The organism is Microcoleus sp. D2_18a_D3, from assembly GCF_036702455.1.
Lineage (GTDB): Bacteria > Cyanobacteriota > Cyanobacteriia > Cyanobacteriales > Microcoleaceae > Microcoleus.
The window spans coordinates 75116-97789 of the sequence record NZ_JAUBTK010000019.1 but is presented as its reverse complement, the minus strand read 5'-3'; the positions used below and the strand labels follow the sequence as shown (position 1 = coordinate 97789).

The window sequence follows — 22674 nt, the reverse complement described above, 5'->3', positions numbered from 1 at the left end:
TGTCTGATACCCGTTAGTAGACGTTCCCTCTTTATCAATGCACTATTTGGTTATTTTGTCAATGCGTAAGTCCTAAACCAAATTTTTTCCTCAATCTTTTTTCAATAAGCTGCGATATTTGCAAAATATCTCGATCGTTGTGTATTATTGTCAATAGGCAGACTTTCTTGAGAGGGTCACTATGGCACTTTATACCGCGTCCTCATTCAAATCCGAACTCAATGACAAAGGCTGGCGGATGACTCCCCAACGGGAAACCATCTTGCACGTGTTTCAGAACCTCCCCAAAGGCAATCACCTGAGTGCGGAGGATTTGTACACTTTGTTAAAAAATCGCGGCGAAAACATTAGCTTGTCCACCATTTACCGAACTTTAAAGTTAATGGCAAGGATGAGCCTCCTCCGCGAACTCGAATTAGCAGAAGGTCACAAACACTATGAAATAAACCAGCCTTACCCGCATCACCACCACCACCTAGTCTGCGTTCAGTGCAACAGAACGATCGAATTTAACAACGATTCGATTTTGAAAATTGGCATGAAGCAAGCTGAAAAGTCTGGGTTGCACCTGCTAGACTGCCAGCTAACCATTCATACGGTGTGCCACGAAGCTTTGCGGATGGGATGGCCGTCTTTGGTTTCCAGCAATTGGTCTTGTCCGAGGTCGATCGCCCAGAACGGCAGCAGCGCCCCGGATTTAATCGAGTGACATTACACTATTTTCGCATTTCAAGTACGACTTGTTACAAGTTTTAACAAAAATCGGTAGCCCAAGTGCGATCAGAGTTACGCAGAAACCGGGTTTCTTAAGAAAAATACATCATTTCAGGAATGAGTCGGAAACAAGAAACCCGATTTCTTTGATGTAGCGTCCGCAAGCCTGGGGCTAAAAAGTTTGGCTCAACAAATCGTCGCTGCTGACCCCGTAACTGCGCTGAGCTCGATCGAGGGCGTCTCTCGTCGAAGCATCGAAAACTCCGCCGATGGGGCCTGTGTAAAAGCCGAGGTCTTGCAGCCGCCTTTGTAATTGCTGAATGCTCGATCGAGAGTTGAAACTGCTGCTAATTGGAACAGCAGGAACAGCTATCGGGCCAGCTAATCCGTTTTGGAGCGCAGCCAAAGTCGCCGGAGTGGCAATACCCGTCGCCGGTGACAAATTGCGTTCTTGCTGAAACGACAGCACCGCAAACTCGGTCTCGGCTCCAAATACTCCGTTCACCGGGCCGGGGTTTTTGCCCAGACTTCTGAGCGCAGACTGAAGTTGTCGGACAGCAGGCCCAGTATCGCCCCGTCGCAGACCAGCGGCGATTTGCTGCGGCACAGGCGCTGCGGCCTGCCTGTTGCCTTGCCCCAAAGCCGATCGAGTGCTGCGATCGACCCTTCCAGTCCCGAACAGCCCGCTATCTCTCTGAAAGCGGATCAAAGCTGCTTGAGTTGGTCGATCGAACCAACCGTGAATCTGGCTCCTGTAATAACCCAATTCTTGCAGCCGCCGCTGCACAAATTCTACTTGTCGGCCTCTGTCGCCCAACTCCAGAAAATCTCCCGAATTACTCTGTTGGTCATTTTCCTCAGTCAATGAGGTAATTTGAGCTGCTCTCATCTGGGCATCTATAGCAGTCAATGTAGCAGTGTCAGCGCAGCCGTCAGAAACCAGATTGTAATCTTGCTGAAAACGAGTCACAGCGTAGAGAGTGCGTTCGCGAAACTTGCCGTCAACGCCGCCTTCAAAATAGCCCAAAGCTTTTAATTGCCGCTGGATCAAGTCTACCGTCGCCCCTCTGTCCCCGAACCGCAGCCCCTTGCAACCGCCATTCCCTGAAATATCCCCCGGAAGAGTAACGGGGGGGACAGGCCGGGTGGAACCAAACAGCAAAGCTAAAGTTTGCCTATTGGCAATTCCAGTTACCCGCAGTCGATTAATTCGCTGGAAGTATCTAACCGCATTTTGAGTAACTTCGCGAAAACTCCCTGTGGGATGCGCGCTGAAGTAGCCTAGCTGCCTCAACCGGCGCTGGAGAGCAGAAACATCTGCACCCGCGTCTCCAAAACGCAGCTCCCGATAATTTGTATAAATAGTATTAAAAGGTCGATCGTCATCCCCGGCAAAACTGTTGAGTGCTATCACAGTAGCTCGATCGGGCCTACCAGTCAGCGACAGTTGATAGTCTCGCTGAAAGTTAGTCAGCGCTTGTTTTGTTACCGGGCCGAGTTGACCTGTCGATGATCTGGGAAAATAACCGAGTTCCCGCAACCTGTCTTGAACAGAGCGCAAATTTGGATATCCCGGATCTATTTGAGCAAAAGCCGAACCGGCTGCACTCAAAACCGACAGCATCAAAGCCAAAGACAGCAAACGGACGTAAGTCTGACTCGATAGGTTTTGCCACTTGGGCTCATCAAAAATTTTCGACTCTGCGGGTGCTTCGCAAACAAGAGCAAGTTCGAGGTAAGCAAGAGATTCCATAATTTTTTAGTGTGAAATTGTGGGTGGATTGTGTGAGCAAACTGCCAAAAATCATTTTTAGCACGCTTGGCTTGGATTCTATCAACGCTAAGTTCTACTGGGAAAGCGCGAAGCACCCGTTTTTCTAAAAAATTTACTGTCAAAAATAATTACAGGTAACACCCAAGATAGCATTGCTGCTTCTAGAGACGCGAGACTCAACAAAAAAGTTTGCAGGCATAGTCTTAGCCTTTAAGCCCGAAAGAGAATAAGTTCTGGGGTAGTGGTGGCTAATATTTTATCTGGCGGCCGCAGAAATTACCACAAGACTTGGGCGCAGGTTGTCCTCACCTTAATTTGTTGTCGGGTAAAGAGCCTGAAATCGCAGGTTTTTTGTTAAGAAACGCGGCTTCTTCATGTGGCGAGTGCGTCTGGGAAAGTACCGCTGATTAACCAAAAAACTAGCCACTAAAAATCCCCGCCCTATTTGCAACTTGCAAATAGGGCGGGGATTTTTTGATAAGTTGACTTTGTAGTGAAAAATCGACCCTCGCTTAAATTAAGCCGAACCGATCGCAAATTACAGCTACTCCCGCTGCAAAAATAGTAATTGCGATGGCTACCAGCGGGTTTTGCCCTCTGCTAACCGCAAAAGAGGTAACGACCCCAGCTCCCAAAGCTGCAGTAACAGCAGCAGTCGCCAAATCTCGATCGGGACGTTTGTCGTACATATTTTTTATTGTTGGTAGCTGTTAAGCAGAAAACTTACATCTTGTAATCCAAGCTACCACTCTTGCCTGTTCGGCGGTGACAACAGCCTTCGTTTTGCAACTAACCTTAAAATTTTGCTAATTTTCTTAACATACTCTCCTGAATAACATAAGTTAGGATTATGTATTTTCGAGTTTTTATGTTGGATTTTAGCTCTTAAAACCTTTTGTCCGCTGGGCTTTTATGTCAAATTCAGGATTTGGCAGGGGCGATCGCACCTGCAGTCTCAGCGCATCAAACTGCAATCTCAAATATCGTAAATAAATTTAACTTGACTTTTTGCAAAAAATGTGTTTATCGCTATGGGCAACAATAGACAGGAAAAAACCCGGCGTTGGTGAACAATTTTCACACTGCGATTGCTTCGCTGCCCTCAGAATGAGATGAGTATATTTTTTGTCTAAATCCTATTCGCCCTCAATTCTTTCAGTATTGCCGCCTTTGACCCAACCTTCGCGATTGCCATCCTCAATGCGAATTCGCTGCCACTCTTTGTCGGGGGACTCTTCCAAAACTACGACTCTTTCCTTGTAACCAACACCGCCAATGCGGTTCGAGTCTCGGCTACCTGTATCCCGGAGAATTAAGCCGATCGGCTGAGTTACCATCGCGCGGTAAGCTCCCGGTTCCAGCGGTTTGGGAGACGGGGCCTCGCTAGATGTAGAAACAGGGCTAGCCTGGGCTGTTGACTTCGGCGCAGCGCCCGCAACCTGAGTTGGTGTTTTGTCGTTGGGAAAAACAGGTTTTTCGGGCACAGTAGTTAGCTTAGCGGCAAAGTAAAGTGCAGCAGCCACGCTAGCACCTGCCATCAGGACGATCGCGAGCAGAAAACCCACTAAAAATTTGAAAACGCTATATACAGTGTTCATAAAACCGCAAATGAAGGAAGAAGGAAGTTCGGCAACGGATTCTGTAACGGATGTAACGGATGTAACGGATGTAAGGGATGTCAGGCAGAAGGAAGAAGGAAGAGGGGAGAGGGAAGAGGGTTGACTGTTGAGTGTTGACTGCTGAATGTTGAGTAAAATCTGGTAACTGCCAACTGCCAACTGACTACTGACTACTGACTACTGACTTCAAAAGCTTAACCCTGAATCCGGCGGCTCAGACTGCCGTATCTAGAAGCAAGGCGAGCTTTCCCAGCAGCGGCCCAATCTTGGAGAAACTGGATTTGTTCTTGAGCCGTTCTGGCTAACGGTACCATCTGACTAGCTGATTCTAAAATATCATCGGTGGTAAAGTCTCGATTTTGGCTAAAGCCAATGTGCATTGCTTCAATCAAAGTTTGCTCGATTTCGGCCCCTGAAAAATCGGGAGTTTCGTAAGCCAAGCGCTCTAAATCGTAATTTTTGATGCTGTGCGATCGCAACCGCAACAAATGTACCTCAAAAATCGCCCGCCGTTCCTCCTGGCTGGGCAAACCCACAAAAAATATTTCGTCAAACCTGCCTTTTCTGAGCATTTCTGGCGGCAAAGACTGGATGTTGTTGGCTGTTGCTACGACAAAAACCGGCGAAGTTTTTTCGGCTAACCAAGTGATAAAAGTCCCGAAGACGCGGCTGGTTGTGCCGGAATCGCCTTTACCGTCTAATCCCGAAAAAGCTTTGTCAATCTCGTCAATCCACAGCACGCAGGGGGCTAAAGCTTCCGCTAGCTGAATCATTTGTCTGGTGCGGGATTCAGATTCTCCGACTAATCCGGCAAACAAGCGCCCGACATCCAACCGCAGCAAAGGCAAATGCCAGTGGTGGGCGATCGCCTTTGCTGTTAAGGATTTTCCGGTTCCTTGAATTCCGACTAACAACAAACCTCTGGGATGCGGCAAACCGTATTGGCGGGCTCGATCGGAAAAAGCACCGCCACGCCGCAGCAGCCATTCTTTGAGATTGTCCAAACCGCCGATATCGGATATATTTTCGCGGGCTGGGTAAAAATCCAGAATTTGAGTTTGGCGAATTGTTTGGCGCTTTTCTTCTAAAATCAGTTCGGCGTCGTCGGAATGGAGTTCGCCTCTGGTGGCGATCGCCTTTGCCAAAACTCGGCGGATTCGTTCGATCGACAGCCCTTGACAGGAGCGCACCATTTCATCCAGCAAACGCCCTTCAATGGCTTGTCCGGTAGCCCCTAACAGTCTTTCTACCTCAATTTTTATTTCCGCTGCCGCAGGCAGGGGAAACTCCAAAACAGTCATCACTTCGCTGAGGTCTTCCGGGATCGAAATTAGAGGAGATACGATGACAATATTTTTGGGCACAGTTTTGAGGAGTCTCGCCAAATTCCGCAGCTTGCGGGAAATCGAGACATCTTCCAAAAACCGCTGAAAGTCGCGCAGAATAAAAATTGCCGGCGCGCTGGCGGGCAATTTTTCGAGAAATTCCAAAGCTTGCAGCGGGTTGCGCTTGCCAAAACCAACATCGTTGGGATTGCCTTGGTAGCCATCAACAAAATCCCAGATGTAGACGGCGCGAGAACCTTGTTTTTTGGCACTTTGGGCGATCGCCGATTCTACGCGCTCTTCTTCCCGTGTGGGAATGTAAATTAGGGGGTAGCGCGATCGCAGCAGTAATTCAAACTCGTCGCTAAAAATAGTCATTAGTCAGTTGTCAGTGGTTAGTTGTTAGTTGTCAGTGGTTATTTCTTATTTGTTATTTCTTATTTGTTATTAGCTAATGCCAACTGCCAACTGCCAACTGCCAACTGCCAACTGCCAACTGACTAAGGCAATTGCCGTTTAAGTGCTTCCAGAGAGGCCCAGCGACTGTCTGAGACTGTTTCGGAGCTTTCTGTATTTGCAGCATCATCACTTAAAGAAATTCCCGGACATTCAGTATCGCATATCTGTTTATGTGGCAGTTCCAAGCACATTTGCTCGTATACCCAATCGCCCGGAGAGAAATAGCCACCGGGGGACAAATTTTCCACCAAATCTTCTAAAGCAACTTCTATTTCTGCTGAACTGGAATCTGTTTGATTTGGTGTTTCTTCGAGCCAGATTAGTTCCGATGAGTTGAGTGCCAAACGATGATTGTATTGTTTCAAGCATCTGTGGCAGGTGAGAGTAACTATTGTTTCTGCTTTTGCCTTCACCTCAAGATAATTCCCTTGGTGAGTCACTTGCAGTCGCCCTCGCACCGGAGTAAGAGTTTCTAAATCGGGGATAAATTCTTCAAAATCAATGACCTCTTTCCGCTCAGTTTTTGTGAGTAGATGAGGGATATAAATTGTCTCCATAATCTTTTGCCTTCCTACTTCTTGAATTCAAAGGTCAAAAGGAATAGTTAATTTTTAACTTCTTCCTTCTTCCTTCTTCCTTCTTCCTGATTTACCGTCAGCGCAGTCGCACTACCAAACGCCGATCGGGTTCTTGTCCTTGACTGTAAGTTTCTATATCCTCACATTCGCTCAAAAAGCTGTGGACTTGACGGCGTTCTGCCGAAGACAGCGATTTTATTTCAACTTCAACTCCCGTCGATCGCGCTTGATCTGCTGCGTACTCTGCCATCGATCGCAATTCCTCTTGGCGGCGGATGCGATAGCCATTTAGTTCAACTGTATAAGGAATTGACTCCTCTACTTCCTGACCTATATTCTGAACCGTGTTGCAGAGGTACTGAATGGCATCTATTACATTACCGTTTTGCCCGACTAAGATTGCAACTTGTTCGGGAGTCAGATTGCTTTCATCTATTGTCATCCAATAGCAATCTTTTTGTTGTTCGCATACCACTTTTGAAGGAATTGCGGACAGTTGTAGCAATTCTTCTAACCATGCCTGTCCGCGCTGCATTTGAGAGTCTTTCATTGTTGTTAAAGTCAAGCCTTTTTCTTAGAACGCTTGGGCTCAAATGGAAGTGCATCTAATCCTTGTTCTTTTTGGGTTTTTGCCTCTGCTTCGTCCACTATTTTTTGCAGGTTTTCCGGCAGCGGTTCTCGCGACAAAATGAACGACTGAACAGTTTGGAAGATGTTAGCAATCAGCATATACATCAACACGCCGGCCGGCAGCGGGAAGAACAAAAACATCCCTGAAAATATGACTGGCGTCAGTTTGTTGACTGTAGCCTGTTGGGGGTTGTCGTTTGGCCCTTGTGCTTGTCCTGAAAGGATTTGGTTGATATACAAACTGATGCCGAAGCCCAGGATCATTACCAAAATATCCCAGTGGATTGTACCGTCTGAGTCGATCGCGCCAACGCGACCTAGAGCTTCAATAAACAGGAATCCTTTGTTACTAGCCAATCCGGGGATTGTGCCTTGAACTGTGGCTTCACCGGGCGCTAATGCCGTGATGTTGCCCTGTTCATCTACCTTGATCAGATCTTCGCCTTTGATGACTTTCCAGCCCGGTTCAAAGTCGATTTCGCTTTTATTTTCGGCCGCTAAAACTTTGAGAGGTTTGCCCTCTGGGGTTTGAAAATTAATCTTGGTTGTGTCGCCGACTGCGATTTTGTCGCCGCCTGGAATTACCCCCACAACAGGAGCATGAAAAGTACCTGTGACGTAAATATTTTGTGGCGGTGTAGCAAAAGCTTGCGGTTGAACAGTTTCGATTTGTTCTTTTGGCAAAACTTGAACGTTGACGCTGTAATTTATGTCAGAAAACGGCGAACCCCGGAGCGTTGCAAACAGTGCAAACAGCACTGGCATTTGCAGCACCAACGGGAAGCATCCTGCTAGAGGATTACCAAATTCTTTGTATACTTTGCTCATTTCCTCCTGCTGTTTTGCAGGATTGTCTTTATAGAGTTTTTGAATTTGATCTACTCGCTCTTTCATCAATGGCTGCGCTACTTTCATGCGCCGCATATTGCGAAGAGAGCCTGCATTGAGAGGATAAAGAGCAAAGCGAATCACAAGCGTCAGAGCTACGATCGCTAAACCGTAGCTTGGCACGATCCCGTAGAAAAAATCTAGGATCGGGAGCATGAGGTTGTTGGAGAGAAACGAGATACCGAAATCCATTCGCTTTGAGTTAATTTAGGTGCTCTATGTTTGCTGTTGAGAACTATTTTTACCCGCTGAAGGCGAGCCGCCTCAATTTTTAGGGTTTTGTCTCTATCTTAGGACATTGCCCGTCGATCGACCGCCCGGTCTGCGGGTTTGTTGTAATGAGTTTGCCAATACTCGCACTCACTTTACCCTGATTTGAGGGCGAAGCGGTTCGGTTATTTAGCTTGGGCCGCGTTTGCTTTTTGAGCGGCTGCGGGCAGTTTTTCGTTAATGTAGTCATACATTGCTCGAAATTTCGGCATAGCTCTGAGTTCCAAGCGGCTGCCATTTTTCATGGTGAGCACCATGTCTCCGTAAGTCCCGAAACCGCGAGGTACTGTGACGATTTTGACTATATCTGAGTAGATAACGTCTGTCTGTTCGCCCCCCATCCAACCGCTAGTTACGGACACTCGGCGGCTCGTGATCCGATACCGCAGCCACAGAGCCCGGACAATTGCTCCTACTGCTAGGGGGATTCCCACCACAGTCAGCCCCAGGAGTAAATTGAGGATCAAGTCTCCGGGCGCGGGGCCGCCTTCATAATATACTTCCTCTCGAATTCCCATCTAGTACCTCGGCTTCTACCAACAACTGCTCTAATTCTTGCAGAATTTCTGCATAATTGCACTCTTGTGCGATCGGACGCACGACAATTACTAAATCCCACCCGAATTTTAATCGGGGCAATAGCTGTCGCAAAGCTGCCCGAATCTGACGCTTAATCCGGTTGCGGACTACAGCGCGTTTGCTGACTTTCAGGCTGATGGAAATGCCTGTGCGAGTTGGCTGCAAGGATTTTTCGGCTGTCGGTTTCGCAAAGTCGGCGCTTTTTGGTTTACGCAGAGCTCTTAAGCTGAAATGGGCCGAGTTACGGCGCATTCCCTTGCGGTATACGGCGCTGAAGTCTTTTCGGTGTTTAAGTCGGTTTGTATCGGGCAACATGGCGTAGGGCGATCGTTGAGGCCTCTCAACCTTGATGCAGTGCTAGACTGCGAGGCGGTGGCGACCTTTGCTGCGGCGAGCTTTGATTACCAATCGACCGGTTGCGGTACGCATTCTGGCGCGAAAACCGGATGTTCTTTTTCTTTTACGGCTGGTTCCGTGCAGGGTTTGCTGTGTCATTTTGATTTCTCCCGGCTTGTTACTTTACTTTTGATTAATATTCACAATCTTCTAGTTTACCATAGAAGGGTTTTCTTGGCAATTATATTTTTTACAGTTGAGATGTAATCAGAGTAAGAGTGAAGTTGCGGTATTTTTGTATTATATTAAGTATTATACCGAAACTGCGATACAATTCTAAGTTAGACAGACAAAACCATCTTCTACTTAAAGTATGTGTATTCCTATTTGCTTTTGCCTTAGATAGCGGTTTAGTTAAAATTGGGAAAAAAGCTCCATTACAGTAATGACAAAGTTACCTAGACGTACAAACTCTCAGAGAATTGGTGGAAGTGCTGCTGACCTTCTTAATTCAGTTTTCACTAATTTTTGTATTGTTATTCCTGTTCCACAAGATCGGGATATGGGGATTGATTTCATTTGTGAGATTATGCAAGGAGAGTACCCAACTGGAAAGTTATTTAACGTTCAATGCAAAGGTACAGAAGAGTCTGATTTTAAAGGCGATTCAATTCGAGTTCCTATTGCAGTAACGACTCTTAATTATTGGTTAATTCAGCCCAATCCAACATTTTTAGTTGTAGTTGATCGTCAAAATTACAATTTCTATTGGTCTTTCCCAAAGGATTTTCTTAGCTCGCATAATAAAAACTGGCAAGAACAACAAACGGTTTCGATTCCAGTTCCTCTTCAAAATCGTTTTGAGCAAGATGTAGATGCACTGCCTGCTCAATTAGTATCAATAGTTAATATGCAAGCTTCAGCTACTCCTCGGCAGGGCGATTATCTTGGAACATTGACGCTGGAATTTGACAGGTCATCCTTGCCAGAGAGAATGACTATCAAAGGATTAATGCATTACTACTTAGAAGGTAGTCGAATCGCTAATGCCAAGTGTGGATATGGAAGCCCTGGTTCTACAGTTACAGTCTATGCACAAACATTGGGTGGTGAAGGATATAGTAAGGAAGTTAAAGCTATAGCTTGGGGTGAGTTAAAAGGAGGAGATGCTATCCTACTGCAAATGCCAGTTGAAAGAAATTATATTCTTAGTCATGAAACCTTTGAAAAAATATGTTATTTACTAAGCCTTGACTTTACTAATTGCGAGCTACACAAAAATCTCATGTCACGCGGAGGTTATCCTGGGGGAAGCATTTCAGTAATAGTAGACGGAAGGCCTATTTCAGCAATAGCTTGGTATGAAATACCATGCGGTAAATTAAATCTTTTCAAGGTGGATGGGCAGTGGTATGCCATTAGCCTTGTGGCTAGTAAAACAGTTTCTACGGAAACAAGGGAAAGGAGGAGCGGTAGTTATCTGCATCCAGATCCGAGAAGAGATATACTTTGGCACTATTTTGATTTGTTGGGAGGTAAATACTCTTTACCCTTGAAGTTTCAAAACACGCTTTAAGTTTGACTAGCTGGTGAACGAGATTTCGGTTTCGTTTTCACTACCATATCCCTAACTTTCCAAGATGATATTGCAAGGGCGATCGCCCTTAACCGAAAAAAATCAAATCCCCGACTTCTAAACTCATCCGTGTATCCGTGTCAACATCCGTGTCGTGCCTTCCCTTCTTTCAGTTCAAGATTTATCGTCGAGCATGATGTAGTTGCTCAAAAAAGTTCGATGGAGTTCACCATGATTCGACCAACCACACCCAATGACACGGCGGCGCCGATCGCCCTGGCAGACGCCACCGGCCTGTTCGATCCCAACCAACTCGATGAAGTTGGCGAAATGCTGGCTGACTAATTCGGTGGCAACAGCGGCAGCCATCGCTTTTGGATCACCGACGACGCCAGAGTGTCTCAGCCAAATGCGCCAAATGCGCGTCTCTCTCTCGCGGCGGACTAGGCCTCTTCCTTCCATGCGATCGCGCCTGTCAGCCTCCCGCCTACCTGTTGCAGTTTGTCGCCAATGCTGGAAGTCGGCAAACCGTCTTCTTGCCACAAGCCCAAAGGGTGCAAGTCGGTTATTTGGCGATCGAATGCTACGCTAAAAGCGGGAATCCGCCCTCTGCCGGATATGTTAACAATTCTTATTGTTCTTAAACTAGAAAGAGTAAATCTAGTTCGCGATCGGAATTTATGTTGCTTCCACCCGACCAACGCACAAAGTTAGACGACACCGACGACAATTTGTTCTATTCCGCTCCCCGCTATGTGACTCACGTAGACGATGGATTCATTCAGCAACTCACGGATTTGTATCGGGAACGGCTGAAACCGAATACTCGGATTTTTGATATGATGAGCAGTTGGGTTTCTCACTTGCCTGACGAGATGCAATTTGCCCATGTGGAAGGGCACGGCATGAATGAAGACGAGTTGGCAAAGAATCGCAGACTGAATCATTATTTCGTGCAGAATTTGAACGCCAATCCCAAATTGCCACTGCCGGATGCAGAGTTTGATGCGGTTGTCAACTGCGTTTCGGTACAGTATTTGCAGCACCCGGATGCGGTTTTTGCCGAGATTCACCGGATTTTAAAGCCTGGTGGCGTAGCAATTATGAGCTTTTCCAACCGGATGTTTTATCAAAAGGCGATCGCGGCTTGGCGGGAAGGTTCGGAGGGCGATCGGGTAGAATTAGTCAAGGGTTACTTTGATTCTGTTAAAGGAGCGAATATACCCGGATTTAGCAAGCCGGAAGTAATTGTTCGCAAGCCTAACTTGCCGAGTTTTATGCAAATGCTGCGAATACCAAGCGGCGATCCATTTTATGCGGTAGTTGCTTACCGCCAAAGTTAGGCTCTTGAGGTTGAGGTTTCGCGGGCTTGCGACCAAATCTAAAGTGTGGATGGGGGCAGGTTAAATGCCTGCTCTCAAAAAAGCAATAGGGCTTGACATTTTTTAGCAAATATGAAAGAGTATATCCACCATCCTATTAAACCTAAAAAAAGTGATGCGACTTAGAGAAAAATTAGAGCAAATCAAAGAAAACAAATATGTCAGAATTTTTGTAATAAATTTGATTTTGCTGGTTCTCCTTACGAAACTTGACATTCAATCTAGTGCCGACGCTTCAAGGATGGCTACAGTTAAATCTTTGGTAGAATATCAGAGTTTTACGATCGATAATTCTCAATTTGATAATTCTCGATTCTTTACTGTTGATAAGTATTTTTACAACAACCACTTCTATTCAGACAAACCGCCACTCCCAGCCCTTATGGGAGCTGCGGTTTACTTTCTACTAAAAAACGTAATCGCTATTAATTTCTCAAACCATTTTGCATTGACTTATTATTTAATAACACTCTTATCAGTCGGAGTTTTTTCTTGTATAGGTTTAGTTTATTTCCACAAAATTTTGTTAAAAATATTTAAAACAGATGAGAGTTGGGCTAACCTAACAACGTTTTTGGCGGGGAGTGCAACTTTAATTTTACCCTATTCAGTTGCATTAAATAACCACATTCTGGGTGCAGTATTTATTATAGTCAGCTTTTACTATTTCTTGAAATCGGCTGAATCCAGGGATATAAATAGTATTATACTGTGCGGGGTTTGGGTATCAATGGCGGGAAGTATTGATATCACCTGCTTTTTATTTATCCCATTTTATTTGGTATTTTTGTTAACCAAATCAATCAAAATGGCCGGATTATTTTTCCTTTCATGTATCCCTTTAATTATCAGCTATTTGAGTTTAAATATGTATCTCTCCGGCAGCATAGTTCCGCCAGCAATGAATGCAGCATTGTGGGAGTATCCCGGGTCTATCTTTAGCAAGCAAAATTTGTCGGGAGTAGCTACACACAAGAGCTTTTTACGTGCGCTTAGGTATGCCTTTACTTTGTATTTAGGCAATAGAGGATTTTTCTCGCACACTCCTCTAATGTTCTTCTCAGTTATGGGTATTCTGGCATTTTTTAGACAAAAAAATTGGTCGTACAAAACGCCATACCTATACGGCATTTCTGCCTCTGTAGCTTTCATGCTACTTTATACATTACGGACTGTTGATTATGGTGGCTATTCCTATGGAGTGAGGTGGTTTGTCACTCCTCTGTTTATATTGTGTTTGCCACTAAGCCACATAGGACACCAAGTTAGAAGTTCGCGGTTGCTGAAAAACTTTTTTGTAGTTATTGCTTGTATGTCGATCGCAATATCTCTGGCGGGTACTTATAATCCCTATCCCAACGATTCTACGGTGGTAGCCTCCCTTCCCGGCGGTTACACTTCAAAATATACATTCCTTATAAATGTCAAGAATATCATATATGATTCTTCAGCTATGTACAAGTTATGCTTAATCATCAGCGCTGTAGCGATATATTTTTTGTTCTACAGGCTTTTGCAAAAACTCCAGCAAAATCCAAATACATCTTCCTAAAATGCAGGGGAACGGCAACGTTTGAATTCTGATGTTATCTTTGATTTTTTAGTTTTTTACCGTAGAGATCACACACAGGGATTGAGCAACCTATTTGGAAATAAAATAGAATTCAACGCAGCGATCCAACGCTCGCCTTTGACTGATAATCTGTTTCTACTAACTGCTGAGATTCCTTCACCGGGTACTTCCAGACGGCTTCCCTCATCTCAGATATGGATTTATTCAAAACATAAAATCAGTAATAATAAACTAGGGTAACACCTTGATATGAAACCATATCACCAAATAGCGATCGACGAATGCGGCGAACCTTTAGTCCCAATTCCAACAGAACATTTTGTCTTTGAAATGCCGCACCCTTATCAAAAGTTGGGTGCACCCTATCACAACAGCAAAGCAGATTCCCCTTACTATTTGCGGCAAGGAGTTGTAGATAGTTTAATCGCCGCTCAAACCCAGCTACAGCAAAATTATCAAAATTGGAAAATTCTGATATTTGACGCTTATCGGCCAGTGGAAGTCCAGCAATTTATGGTAGATTATACTTTTAATCAAATTGCCCTAGCTCAAGGCTGCGAATTTCCGGTTTCCGAAGACAAACGCCAAGTGATTATAGAACACGTATATCAATTTTGGGCAGTACCGAGCCTCGATCGCGCGACGCCTCCCCCTCACAGTACAGGTGCAGCTTTAGATATAACTTTAGTGGATGAAAATAATCGGCAAATTGATATGGGTTCTCCGATTGATGAAATATCAGAACGTTCTTATCCCGATTATTTTTGTAATAGCAAGGAGCCGCAAAAACAGGAATATCACCGCCGCCGGAAAATATTAAAAGATGCGATGATAGGTGCGGGTTTTCAGCAACATCCTAACGAATGGTGGCATTTTTGTCTGGGCGATCAGATGTGGGCTTGGTTGACCAATCAAAACAATAATGGTAGTCAATTTTTGGCCCGATACGGTCGCTATTAAAAGGGTACGCAATTAAATCGGGACTGGCGCACTCACAACCTTAAGAAAGGGGTTTTGTGACAAAAAACCTCAGCTTTTAACTGCTTCCTGTGGCAATAAACCTGGTTTCTGACACTCTGTGCCTCCAAGAATATAAAAGTTTGAGCAAAATAAATCATTTGTATCAGGATACACGGCAACTATTGCCAGCGGGGTAGCGGTGGTTTAAAATCAACGAGAGCGAACAAGTGCAGGCAAATCGAGCCAGCAATGCAAACCCTACAGGATAACTCAGAGTTCACCCAATGAAAGCACTCATCCTCTCTGGCGGCAAAGGAACACGCTTGCGTCCCCTCACCTATACGGGTGCTAAGCAGTTGGTTCCTGTAGCAAATAAGCCGATACTGTGGTACGGAATTGAAGGAATTGTGGCGGCTGGGATTACGGATATTGGGATTATTATTAGTCCCGAAACCGGGGAAGAGGTGAAGACGAAAACAGGAGATGGATCTCGCTTCGGGGCAAAAATTACTTATATCTTGCAAGAAAAGCCGGCGGGACTCGCTCATGCGGTAAAAGTGGCCCGACCATTTTTGGGCGATTCTCCGTTTATTATGTATTTAGGAGATAACTTAATTCAGAATCAGTTAGATCCGTTTTTAGAGATTTTTAACAAGCAGAAACTAGACGCTCTGATTTTGCTGCGTCCCGTTCCCAATCCCTCTGCATTCGGTGTGGCAAAAGTTGATGAGAAAGGCAGAGTTTTGGAGTTAGTAGAAAAACCACAAGATCCGCCATCGAATTTAGCACTGGTGGGAATTTACTTTTTTGCTCCTACTATTCACGAGGCGATCGATCAAATTCAACCCTCGGCCCGCGGCGAACTGGAAATTACAGACGCTATTCAACAGCTCATGAATCAGGAAAAACAGGTAGAAGCCTGCAATTTAGAGGGCTGGTGGCTGGATACGGGTAAAAAAGACGATTTGCTGAGTGCAAACCAAATCATTTTAGATAGCCGGATCGTAGCTTCAACTGAATTAAAAGTAGACGCGAAAAGTCAAATTATCGGACGAGTGCAAATAGGCGAAGGAACGGAAATTATTAATTCTACAGTTCGCGGGCCAGTGGTAATTGGGGAAAATTGCCGCATTGAAAACTGCTTTATCGGGCCTTACAGCAGTATTGCCGATCGCGTGACGATGATTGATGCTGATATCGAACACAGTGTAATATTACAAGGGGCGAAAATACTTGGCATTCACCAGCGAATTGTTGACAGCGTGATCGGGCAACGAGCTCAACTCACAAATGCGCCCGCTCGTCCAAAAGCTCTGCGGTTTCTGATTGGTGATGACAGTCAAATTGAGTTAACTTAAATTGAGATATTGCCAATATCGGAAGCAATAATCCTGATTTAACAAGAGATAAATGTTCTTGTGGGGAGTAGGGGGTTGGGCATCCTGCCCGCCCTTGAACAGGCTTTCCGGCCTGTTCCACAATTAATTACAATCAGGGAAACAGGAAAGATGCCTGTTCACAATTAGTTACAATGATGGAAACAGCAAAGATGCCTGTTCCATAATAAGTCATAGTAAGTTATTTAAAGGAGAGGAAAGTTTGCAGTACGAAGAAATACCAACTCAACAGATAATACATAAATTGCGACAAACTTTGGAGCCGCAAATTGGTATTGCTCCGCCCCTGTTGGGAATAGAAAATAGTACGATCGCCCAAAACGAAGATGACGAAGATATCGCCCTTTTAAAGGCAGGTTTCGACATTTATAACATCCCCATTACCTCTTACCAAAGGCGACTCGGTGCCGCAGTCATCGTCGTTAGGAAAATAGTCAGAAAATTGCTCAGACCGGTACTCGAACGACAAGTAATTTACAATTTTGCTAATACCCGCGTCGTGCATACATTAAGCACACAATTGCAACAATTGCAAGAAAATCAACAAACTCTCTTTGAAAAAATTGAATCGGAATTCAGCAGCGAATATCCCGAAGTTACAGCACAGCTTGAGACTCAACAAAGAGCGATCGCAACTTTTCAGTCTGAAATAGAGCAAATTAAAGCAGTGCAGCAGCAACATACTGCTATTTTAGAGAAGATTACCGCTCAATTGCTCGATCGACAACCATAAAGCATCAAAGATGACCCAAAATAATTTGGTCGCAACCCCCCGATTCAGTCGCGAGAGCAATGCTTCAATGCTTCAATCACAAATAGAAAATTATTCAATTCTTCAATCGAAAATCATAAATACCCAATCGAAAAATCCTCAATCCTTCAAATTTTCAATTCTTCAAATTTTCAATTCTTCAATCCCAAATCGAAAATGGAAAATTCTTCAATCCTTCAATTCCTCAATCTAAAATCTAAAATCTAAAATCTAAAATCGAATGACTGCACTGCCCATATGCTCCTTAATTATAGTCAACTATAACGGTCTGCGCCACACGAAAGATTGCTTAAAATCTCTACAAAAACTTGCGTATCCCGAATCGCAACTAGATTTAATTGTAATTGATAATTGTTCTCAAGACGATTCCGTTAATTTCCTGCGCGAACTATTTCCCAAAGTTCGTATTTTTGTCAATACTGCCAACAACTTTGCTAAAGCCCTCAACCTCGGCATCAGCGAAGCAAAAGGGCAATATATCGGCTTTCTAAATAACGATGCTACCCTTGACAGTCGCTGGTTAGAGATTCTTGTAAAACGGCTAGAAACTAATAAAGAACTAGGTGCGACTAGCGGCAAATTGTTGTTTAAAGACGGGCGAATTAACAGCGCTGGTATTCAGCAATTACCTAATTTTTATTGGCAAGATGTCGGCTTTGGCGAAAAAGATGCGGGACAGTACGATACAGAACGGGAAGTCGAAGGGCTGTGTTGGGCAGCGGTGCTTTTCCGCAGAGAATGTCTCGAAGATGTGGGGCCGATAGATGAAGATTTTGTGATGTACTTTGAGGATGTAGAGTTTGCCAAACGCTGCCACAAACGCGGTTGGAAAATGCTTTATACTCCCGCCGCCATCGCCCATCACGAATATCGGGGATCGAGTAAAGGAAGCAAACTTACCGAGTATTTCTGCAACCGCAATCGTTTTTTGTATTTGGCCAAACATGAACCGTTGCAATTAGTCAAAGGAATTCATACTTCTGATTTTTTTACTAACAAGCAGTACGATTTGCTGTTCGAGAGTTTATTTGTAGCGATTAAAAAACTTCTAGATTATCAGAAACCAGAAATCATCGAAACTGTATTGCCACAGTTGTCGGAAAAGTTGGCGGTGATTTACAGTCGCCTGAAGATCGATCGCATTTTGTCTCGATTGCAGGTGGTTCGGGGCGATCGCAAAATGTCGATCGGCATTTACGATCACGGACTGCATTTTATTGGTGGCGGTCAAAAATACGTCGCTACCCTCGCATCCCTGCTGCAAAATGAATTTGACATTACTTTTATCGCCAACAAACCAGTTGCTGTTTCCGACTTAGAATCGTGGTACGGACTCAACCTTTCAGGATGCAAAATTAAAATTATGCCCTTGGCGTTTTACGAGAAACGCGGAATGCAGTGCATCGATTCCAGCATCATCGTGGAAGATATGGAAAATCCCTTTGATGAAATTGCCAGAGAAAGCAAAAACTACGATATTTTTATCAACGCGAACCAACTGGAAAAAGTTAAACCACTGTCGCCAATTTCAGTATTTTTCTGCCACTTTCCCAATACCTTCCGCAACCGTCACTTTGCTGTCGATGATTACACTTTCATTATTGCCAACAGTCAATTTACCGTCAAGTGGTTGGAAAAACGCTGGAACCTACAGCCAACTTTTCTGCTTTATCCGCCCGTGGAAATGGCAACAGTTAAAGTGCCGAAAGAAAACATAATTTTGGCGGTGGGACAGTTTGAAGCTGGGGGAACAAAAAAGCAAATTGAACTAATTAAAGCTTTCCGCAGTTTGCTAGCGGATTATCCCGAAGATTTTCAAGGATGGCGACTAATTTTAGTTGGCAGCAGCATTCCGAAAAATCCTTATTTAAAGACTGTTCAGAATTTATTGAAGCAAGATTCAAGGGCGATCGAGCTAAAAGTCAATGTTGACTTCGATGAGGTAAAATCGCTTTATGCTAGAGCAAGCCTATTTTGGCACGGCTGCGGTTTGGGTGAAGTCAATCCTCAAAGATTTGAGCATTTCGGGATGGCGACTGTGGAAGCAATGCACAACAGTTGTGCTCCGATTGTTTTCAACGGTGGCGGCCAACCGGAAATTGTGGAACATGGGCGATCGGGCTTTGTGTTCAATACCGTTGAGGAACTGTGCCAGCATTCACATCAACTAATTGTTAATCCCGATTTGCTAGCAGAACTTCAAGCTGGTGCACAGCAACGCAGTCAGAACTTTAGACTTGCACATTTTGAGAAAAAAGTCAATAGTTTTTTTGATATTCTTCACCAAGAGTATGCTACAATTCGGCTGCCAAATCCTGCCGATATAGCTCAAATGCTCGATCGAACTTAAAGGCTAATTAAATAGTCCACCAGGGGTTAAAACCCCTGGCTCAAAGCTAAAGTCCTCTAAAGAGGACTAATATCAAAGTCGATTTTATTAGCGTTTTCTTTAGTCCGCGTAGGCGGACTTTGTATGTGTAGTCGCGACTTCCAGTCGCCGGATATCTTTCGCTGAAATCATGTCTAATTCACTTTTAATCAATTTGTCCTTTTTAACTCCCGAACCGACGGGAATCGGGACTTATTCAGCAAATCTTTTTCCCGAACTTCAAATGCTAGAACCTACACTCCTTGTTTCCCAGCATATTGAGGATTATACTTGCTATCAAATACCAGAAACTCTGACACCGGATCCAGGACCAAAAGGACAAATTAACAGGCTGCTGTGGACTCAATTCAACTTGCCAAAGATTTACAAAAAATTGCAGTCCAGCCTGATATTTTCCCCCATTCCCGAAGCACCTTTGTATTCCGGCTGCCGCTACATCGTCACAGTTCACGATTTAATTCCTTTGCGATTTCCCCAACGGTTTTCTCGATTAACAGCTTATTTCCGCTACTATATACCGCAGGTTTTGTGGCAAGCAGAACACATTATTTGCGATTCTCAAGCAACGGCGGCAGATGTTGCTAAATTTTTCCAGATTCCGTCTAAGAAAATGAGCGCAATTCCCCTAGCTTGCGATAATATTAATTTTAGATATCTCGACTTGCCCGCCAAAAATTATTTTCTTTATACCGGCAGACACGATCCTTACAAAAACTTGGAAAGATTAATTGCTGCATTTGCGAGTTTACCCGATCGCGCAAATTACGAATTGTGGCTAGCAGGGCCTCCCAATGCCTACACACCGCAGTTGACAGCACAAGTTGAAGAATTAGGTTTACAATCTTTGGTAAAGTTTCTCGGTTACGTTCCCTATTCTCAATTGCCCGTACTGATGAATCAGGCGATCGCCCTAGTTTTCCCTACACTGTGGGAAGGATTCGGCTTACCAATTTTAGAAGCAATGGCTTGCGGCACACCAGTCATCACATCCAACCTGTCATCAATGCCAGAAGTAGCCGGAGATGCCGCATTATTAGTCAATCCTTACAGCGTCGGAGAAATAGCCGAAGCCATGCAAACAGTAGCCACAGATTCAAAAGTGCGATCGAACTTAAAAACTGCTAGTTTAGCCAGATCATCTCAATTTAGCTGGCACAAAACCGGAAAAGCAACCGCCAACATCTTACAACAATATCTTTAAACCTTCCCTCTCTTCCTCTCTGCGCCCTCTGCGCCATCTGCGGTTAAACTCACATCTTACACCCTTGTCAGCAACAGGCAAAATGCCTGTTCCACAAAAGATAAATTTTATTGTGGAACAGGCATCTTGCCTGTTCCTAAAAAGCTAATTGATAATGGTGCAATATCTCAGGTTAAATAAAAAAAATCCCCGCAAAAACCGCAATCTACATATTATCCCATGCCCAATCCCCAATCCAACCTGCTCATCAACCTCTCCTTCCTAATTTCCCAACCAACCGGCTTAGCCATCTACGCCAAAAACCTATTTCCCCACCTAAAATCCCTCAACCCAACATTACTAACAGCCGAAAAATTTCCCAATAACAACTGCTACCAAATCCCCGCCAACCTAACACCAGAACAAGGAATTAAAGGACACATCAACCGATTGGTGTGGACACAAACCCAAATCCCCAAAATTTACAAACAGCTAAAATCCAACCTGTTATTTTCCCCAATTCCCGAAGCTCCTTTATTTGCAGGTTGCCGCTATATAATTACAGTACATGACTTAATAGCGCTGCGATTTCCCCGCCGCTTCGATCCTCTGACACCTTACCACCGCTATTACATTCCCCAAGTGCTGCGACAGGCTCAACACGTCATCTGCGACTCTGAATCCACTGCCAAAGATATCGCTAATTTTTGCAAGATTCCTACTAATTTAATTACGCCAATTTTCCCAGGATATGATACCAGTTTTTTCCGCTTTCTAGACTTACCAACAAGCAATTATTTTCTTTATATCGGCCGCCACAATCCTTATAAAAACGTGCAGCGTGTTGTAGCAGCCTTTGCTGCTTTGCATCATAATTCCCAGTACGAATTGTGGATAGCAGGTTCGGAAGACAAACGCTATACACCGCTGCTGAAGGCGCAGGTTCAAGAATTGGGATTGGTCGATCGAGTAAAATTCCTAGATTACCTTCCCGCAGCCGACTTGCCCAAAGTCATCAACCAAGCGATCGCCCTGGTTTTCCCCAGTCTTTGGGAAGGATTCGGCCTCCCCGTGCTCGAAGCAATGGCCTGTGGCACTCCTGTCATTACATCTAACCTGTCTTCAATGCCCGAAGTGGCAGGGGGTGCAGCCTTATTAGTCAACCCCTACAGCGTCGAGGAAATTGCCTCTGCTATGCAAGAGCTTGCAGTCGATGCCAAAGTTCGATCGCACTTGCGGGAGCTCGGTTTAGCCAGAGCAAAACAATTTAGCTGGGAAAAAACAGGGCTGGAAACTGCTGCTATTCTCGATCGATATCTTTAACGAAGGAAGTTCGGCAACGGATTCGGTAACGGATGTAACGGATGTAACGGATGTCAAGAAGAAGGAAGAGGGAAGTTCGGCAACGGATGTAACGGATGTAACGGATGGAAGAAGGAAGAGGGAAAAAGGAAGAGGGAAGAAGTCAGTAGGCCGATTTAATAACCAATCCCCCATGCCCCATGCCCCATGCCCCATTCCCAATTCCCACTCCCCTGACAGCCTGAGTGAGGGACTGTAGCCCCTTTTACTTATTGATACCCAACTGATCGCCGCGCTTGTACTGCTGATAAGCAGCAAAAAACAGCCCCGCCAGAGTAACAAAGATTAGACCCAGAACAATACCTGAAAGCAGCGGTTCTACCATGAGAGCTCCTTAACGTTAAGATTTAACAACCTATTTTTAATATTACCAGCACTTACACAGATGAATTTTCCAAAAAGCGCCGTTCCGGGAGTATCAGACCTTGCTCTCCCCGCTGCGAACGATTAAGCTATGTTATGAGAAATAAATTTTCTTGTAGATACTATTTTTAATTGAACTCCTTTGAATAACCAACTTGCCAGGAATGAAATTAAAAACCCGATCGAGCGACTTGCCATATTTGCGCTAGCGGTGTTGCTTGTCATCATCTTGGCTACGCTCACAATACGTCAATTTCAAGTCGCCGATCCTTACGTCAAAAGCGTCCTATCCCTCACGGGCAACCCGTTTCAGGGTTCCGCCATCTTTCAAATGAACTGTGCGGGTTGTCACATCTCCGTTTCAGACAGTCAAGTCGGGCCCAACTTGCACGGAGTTTCCGAGCGCAAATCCGAACTGGATCTGATCCGGCAAGTCACCAGCGGGCAAACTCCACCAATGCCGCAGTTTCAACCGAGTCCGCAAGAAATGGCCGACTTGCTGAAGTATCTCGAACAAATTTGACCAAAGAAGGGGAACGGAATTCGTT

At 44.8% G+C, this 22674-nt stretch carries 23 protein-coding genes; 11 read left to right on the top strand and 12 right to left on the bottom strand.

What is annotated here, in order from left to right:
• Positions 1-181: 181 nt before the first annotated feature.
• A complete protein-coding gene (locus QUB06_RS11995) occupies positions 182-709 on the top strand; it encodes a transcriptional repressor (protein ID WP_333144703.1) in 528 nt (175 codons plus the stop codon).
• Positions 710-886: 177 nt separating this feature from the next.
• On the opposite strand, the gene QUB06_RS11990 is transcribed toward QUB06_RS11995, so the two are convergent.
• The 10 genes from QUB06_RS11990 to rpmH all read right to left on the bottom strand — a co-directional run bounded on the left by QUB06_RS11990 (position 887) and on the right by rpmH (position 9331).
• Positions 887-2467, bottom strand: coding sequence for a peptidoglycan-binding protein (locus QUB06_RS11990; RefSeq protein ID WP_333435446.1), 1581 nt, complete (start codon positions 2465-2467; stop codon positions 887-889).
• A 533-nt stretch (positions 2468-3000) separates the two neighbouring features.
• Positions 3001-3177, bottom strand: a complete 177-nt coding sequence (locus tag QUB06_RS11985) for a hypothetical protein (RefSeq protein ID WP_242724391.1) — start codon at positions 3175-3177, stop codon at positions 3001-3003.
• 447 nt (positions 3178-3624) lie between these two features.
• On the bottom strand, positions 3625-4086 hold the full coding sequence (locus QUB06_RS11980) for an SH3 domain-containing protein (RefSeq protein WP_333435445.1): 462 nt from the start codon (positions 4084-4086) through the stop codon (positions 3625-3627).
• Positions 4087-4301: 215 nt separating this feature from the next.
• Complete coding sequence (locus QUB06_RS11975) at positions 4302-5810, bottom strand: AAA family ATPase (RefSeq protein WP_333435444.1); 1509 nt, start codon at positions 5808-5810, stop codon at positions 4302-4304.
• Between the two features lie 122 nt (positions 5811-5932).
• Positions 5933-6448 (bottom strand): YceD family protein, encoded by a 516-nt coding sequence (locus QUB06_RS11970; RefSeq protein ID WP_333435443.1) that lies wholly within the window; start codon positions 6446-6448, stop codon positions 5933-5935.
• A gap of 97 nt (positions 6449-6545) precedes the next feature.
• Positions 6546-7019, bottom strand: a complete 474-nt coding sequence (locus QUB06_RS11965; RefSeq protein ID WP_333144708.1) for a R3H domain-containing nucleic acid-binding protein — start codon at positions 7017-7019, stop codon at positions 6546-6548.
• A gap of 11 nt (positions 7020-7030) precedes the next feature.
• Positions 7031-8179 (bottom strand): membrane protein insertase YidC, encoded by a 1149-nt coding sequence (yidC, locus tag QUB06_RS11960; protein ID WP_333281981.1) that lies wholly within the window; start codon positions 8177-8179, stop codon positions 7031-7033.
• 203 nt (positions 8180-8382) lie between these two features.
• The gene (locus tag QUB06_RS11955; protein WP_333057957.1) at positions 8383-8775 is read right to left on the bottom strand and encodes a PH domain-containing protein; all 393 of its coding nucleotides are present in this window, start codon (positions 8773-8775) and stop codon (positions 8383-8385) included.
• Positions 8747-9151: a ribonuclease P protein component gene (gene rnpA / locus QUB06_RS11950; RefSeq protein WP_333313693.1), complete on the bottom strand. Its 405-nt coding sequence runs from the start codon at positions 9149-9151 to the stop codon at positions 8747-8749. The genes QUB06_RS11955 and rnpA overlap by 29 nt, the downstream gene beginning before the upstream one ends.
• 42 nt (positions 9152-9193) lie before the next feature.
• A complete protein-coding gene (gene rpmH, locus QUB06_RS11945; protein ID WP_006632320.1) occupies positions 9194-9331 on the bottom strand; it encodes a 50S ribosomal protein L34 in 138 nt (45 codons plus the stop codon).
• Between the two features lie 286 nt (positions 9332-9617).
• On the opposite strand from rpmH, the gene QUB06_RS11940 reads away from it, so the two are divergent.
• Positions 9618-10748 carry a DUF4365 domain-containing protein gene (locus tag QUB06_RS11940; RefSeq protein ID WP_333435442.1) on the top strand — a complete coding sequence of 377 codons (1131 nt, stop codon included), beginning with the start codon at positions 9618-9620 and terminating at the stop codon, positions 10746-10748.
• Positions 10749-11191: 443 nt separating this feature from the next.
• On the opposite strand, the gene QUB06_RS11935 is transcribed toward QUB06_RS11940, so the two are convergent.
• Entirely contained in the window at positions 11192-11449 is a 258-nt protein-coding gene (locus QUB06_RS11935) for a hypothetical protein (protein ID WP_333435441.1), read from the bottom strand.
• Here QUB06_RS11935 and QUB06_RS11930 point away from each other — a divergent pair.
• From QUB06_RS11930 to QUB06_RS11895, 8 genes are all read left to right on the top strand, one after another.
• Entirely contained in the window at positions 11429-12091 is a 663-nt protein-coding gene (locus QUB06_RS11930) for a class I SAM-dependent methyltransferase (protein WP_333435440.1), read from the top strand. The two genes, QUB06_RS11935 and QUB06_RS11930, sit on opposite strands and share 21 nt — an antisense overlap.
• 151 nt (positions 12092-12242) lie before the next feature.
• The gene (locus QUB06_RS11925) at positions 12243-13682 is read left to right on the top strand and encodes a hypothetical protein (protein ID WP_333435439.1); all 1440 of its coding nucleotides are present in this window, start codon (positions 12243-12245) and stop codon (positions 13680-13682) included.
• Positions 13683-13952: 270 nt separating this feature from the next.
• Complete coding sequence (locus QUB06_RS11920; RefSeq protein ID WP_333435438.1) at positions 13953-14663, top strand: M15 family metallopeptidase; 711 nt, start codon at positions 13953-13955, stop codon at positions 14661-14663.
• A gap of 284 nt (positions 14664-14947) precedes the next feature.
• On the top strand, positions 14948-16021 hold the full coding sequence (locus QUB06_RS11915) for a glucose-1-phosphate thymidylyltransferase (RefSeq protein WP_333435437.1): 1074 nt from the start codon (positions 14948-14950) through the stop codon (positions 16019-16021).
• A gap of 241 nt (positions 16022-16262) precedes the next feature.
• A complete protein-coding gene (locus QUB06_RS11910; protein WP_333435436.1) occupies positions 16263-16793 on the top strand; it encodes a hypothetical protein in 531 nt (176 codons plus the stop codon).
• 259 nt (positions 16794-17052) lie between these two features.
• The gene (locus QUB06_RS11905) at positions 17053-19182 is read left to right on the top strand and encodes a glycosyltransferase (RefSeq protein WP_333435435.1); all 2130 of its coding nucleotides are present in this window, start codon (positions 17053-17055) and stop codon (positions 19180-19182) included.
• A gap of 169 nt (positions 19183-19351) precedes the next feature.
• Positions 19352-20422, top strand: coding sequence for a glycosyltransferase family 1 protein (locus QUB06_RS11900; protein ID WP_333435434.1), 1071 nt, complete (start codon positions 19352-19354; stop codon positions 20420-20422).
• Positions 20423-20641: 219 nt separating this feature from the next.
• Positions 20642-21724 carry a glycosyltransferase family 1 protein gene (locus QUB06_RS11895; protein ID WP_333435433.1) on the top strand — a complete coding sequence of 361 codons (1083 nt, stop codon included), beginning with the start codon at positions 20642-20644 and terminating at the stop codon, positions 21722-21724.
• A gap of 244 nt (positions 21725-21968) precedes the next feature.
• Here the strand turns inward: QUB06_RS11895 and petG are convergent, their stop codons facing one another.
• The gene (gene petG / locus QUB06_RS11890) at positions 21969-22088 is read right to left on the bottom strand and encodes a cytochrome b6-f complex subunit V (protein WP_006632329.1); all 120 of its coding nucleotides are present in this window, start codon (positions 22086-22088) and stop codon (positions 21969-21971) included.
• A 180-nt stretch (positions 22089-22268) separates the two neighbouring features.
• Between petG and QUB06_RS11885 the strand changes: the two genes are divergently transcribed.
• Complete coding sequence (locus QUB06_RS11885; protein WP_333435432.1) at positions 22269-22649, top strand: c-type cytochrome; 381 nt, start codon at positions 22269-22271, stop codon at positions 22647-22649.
• The last annotated feature ends 25 nt before the right edge of the window (positions 22650-22674 follow it).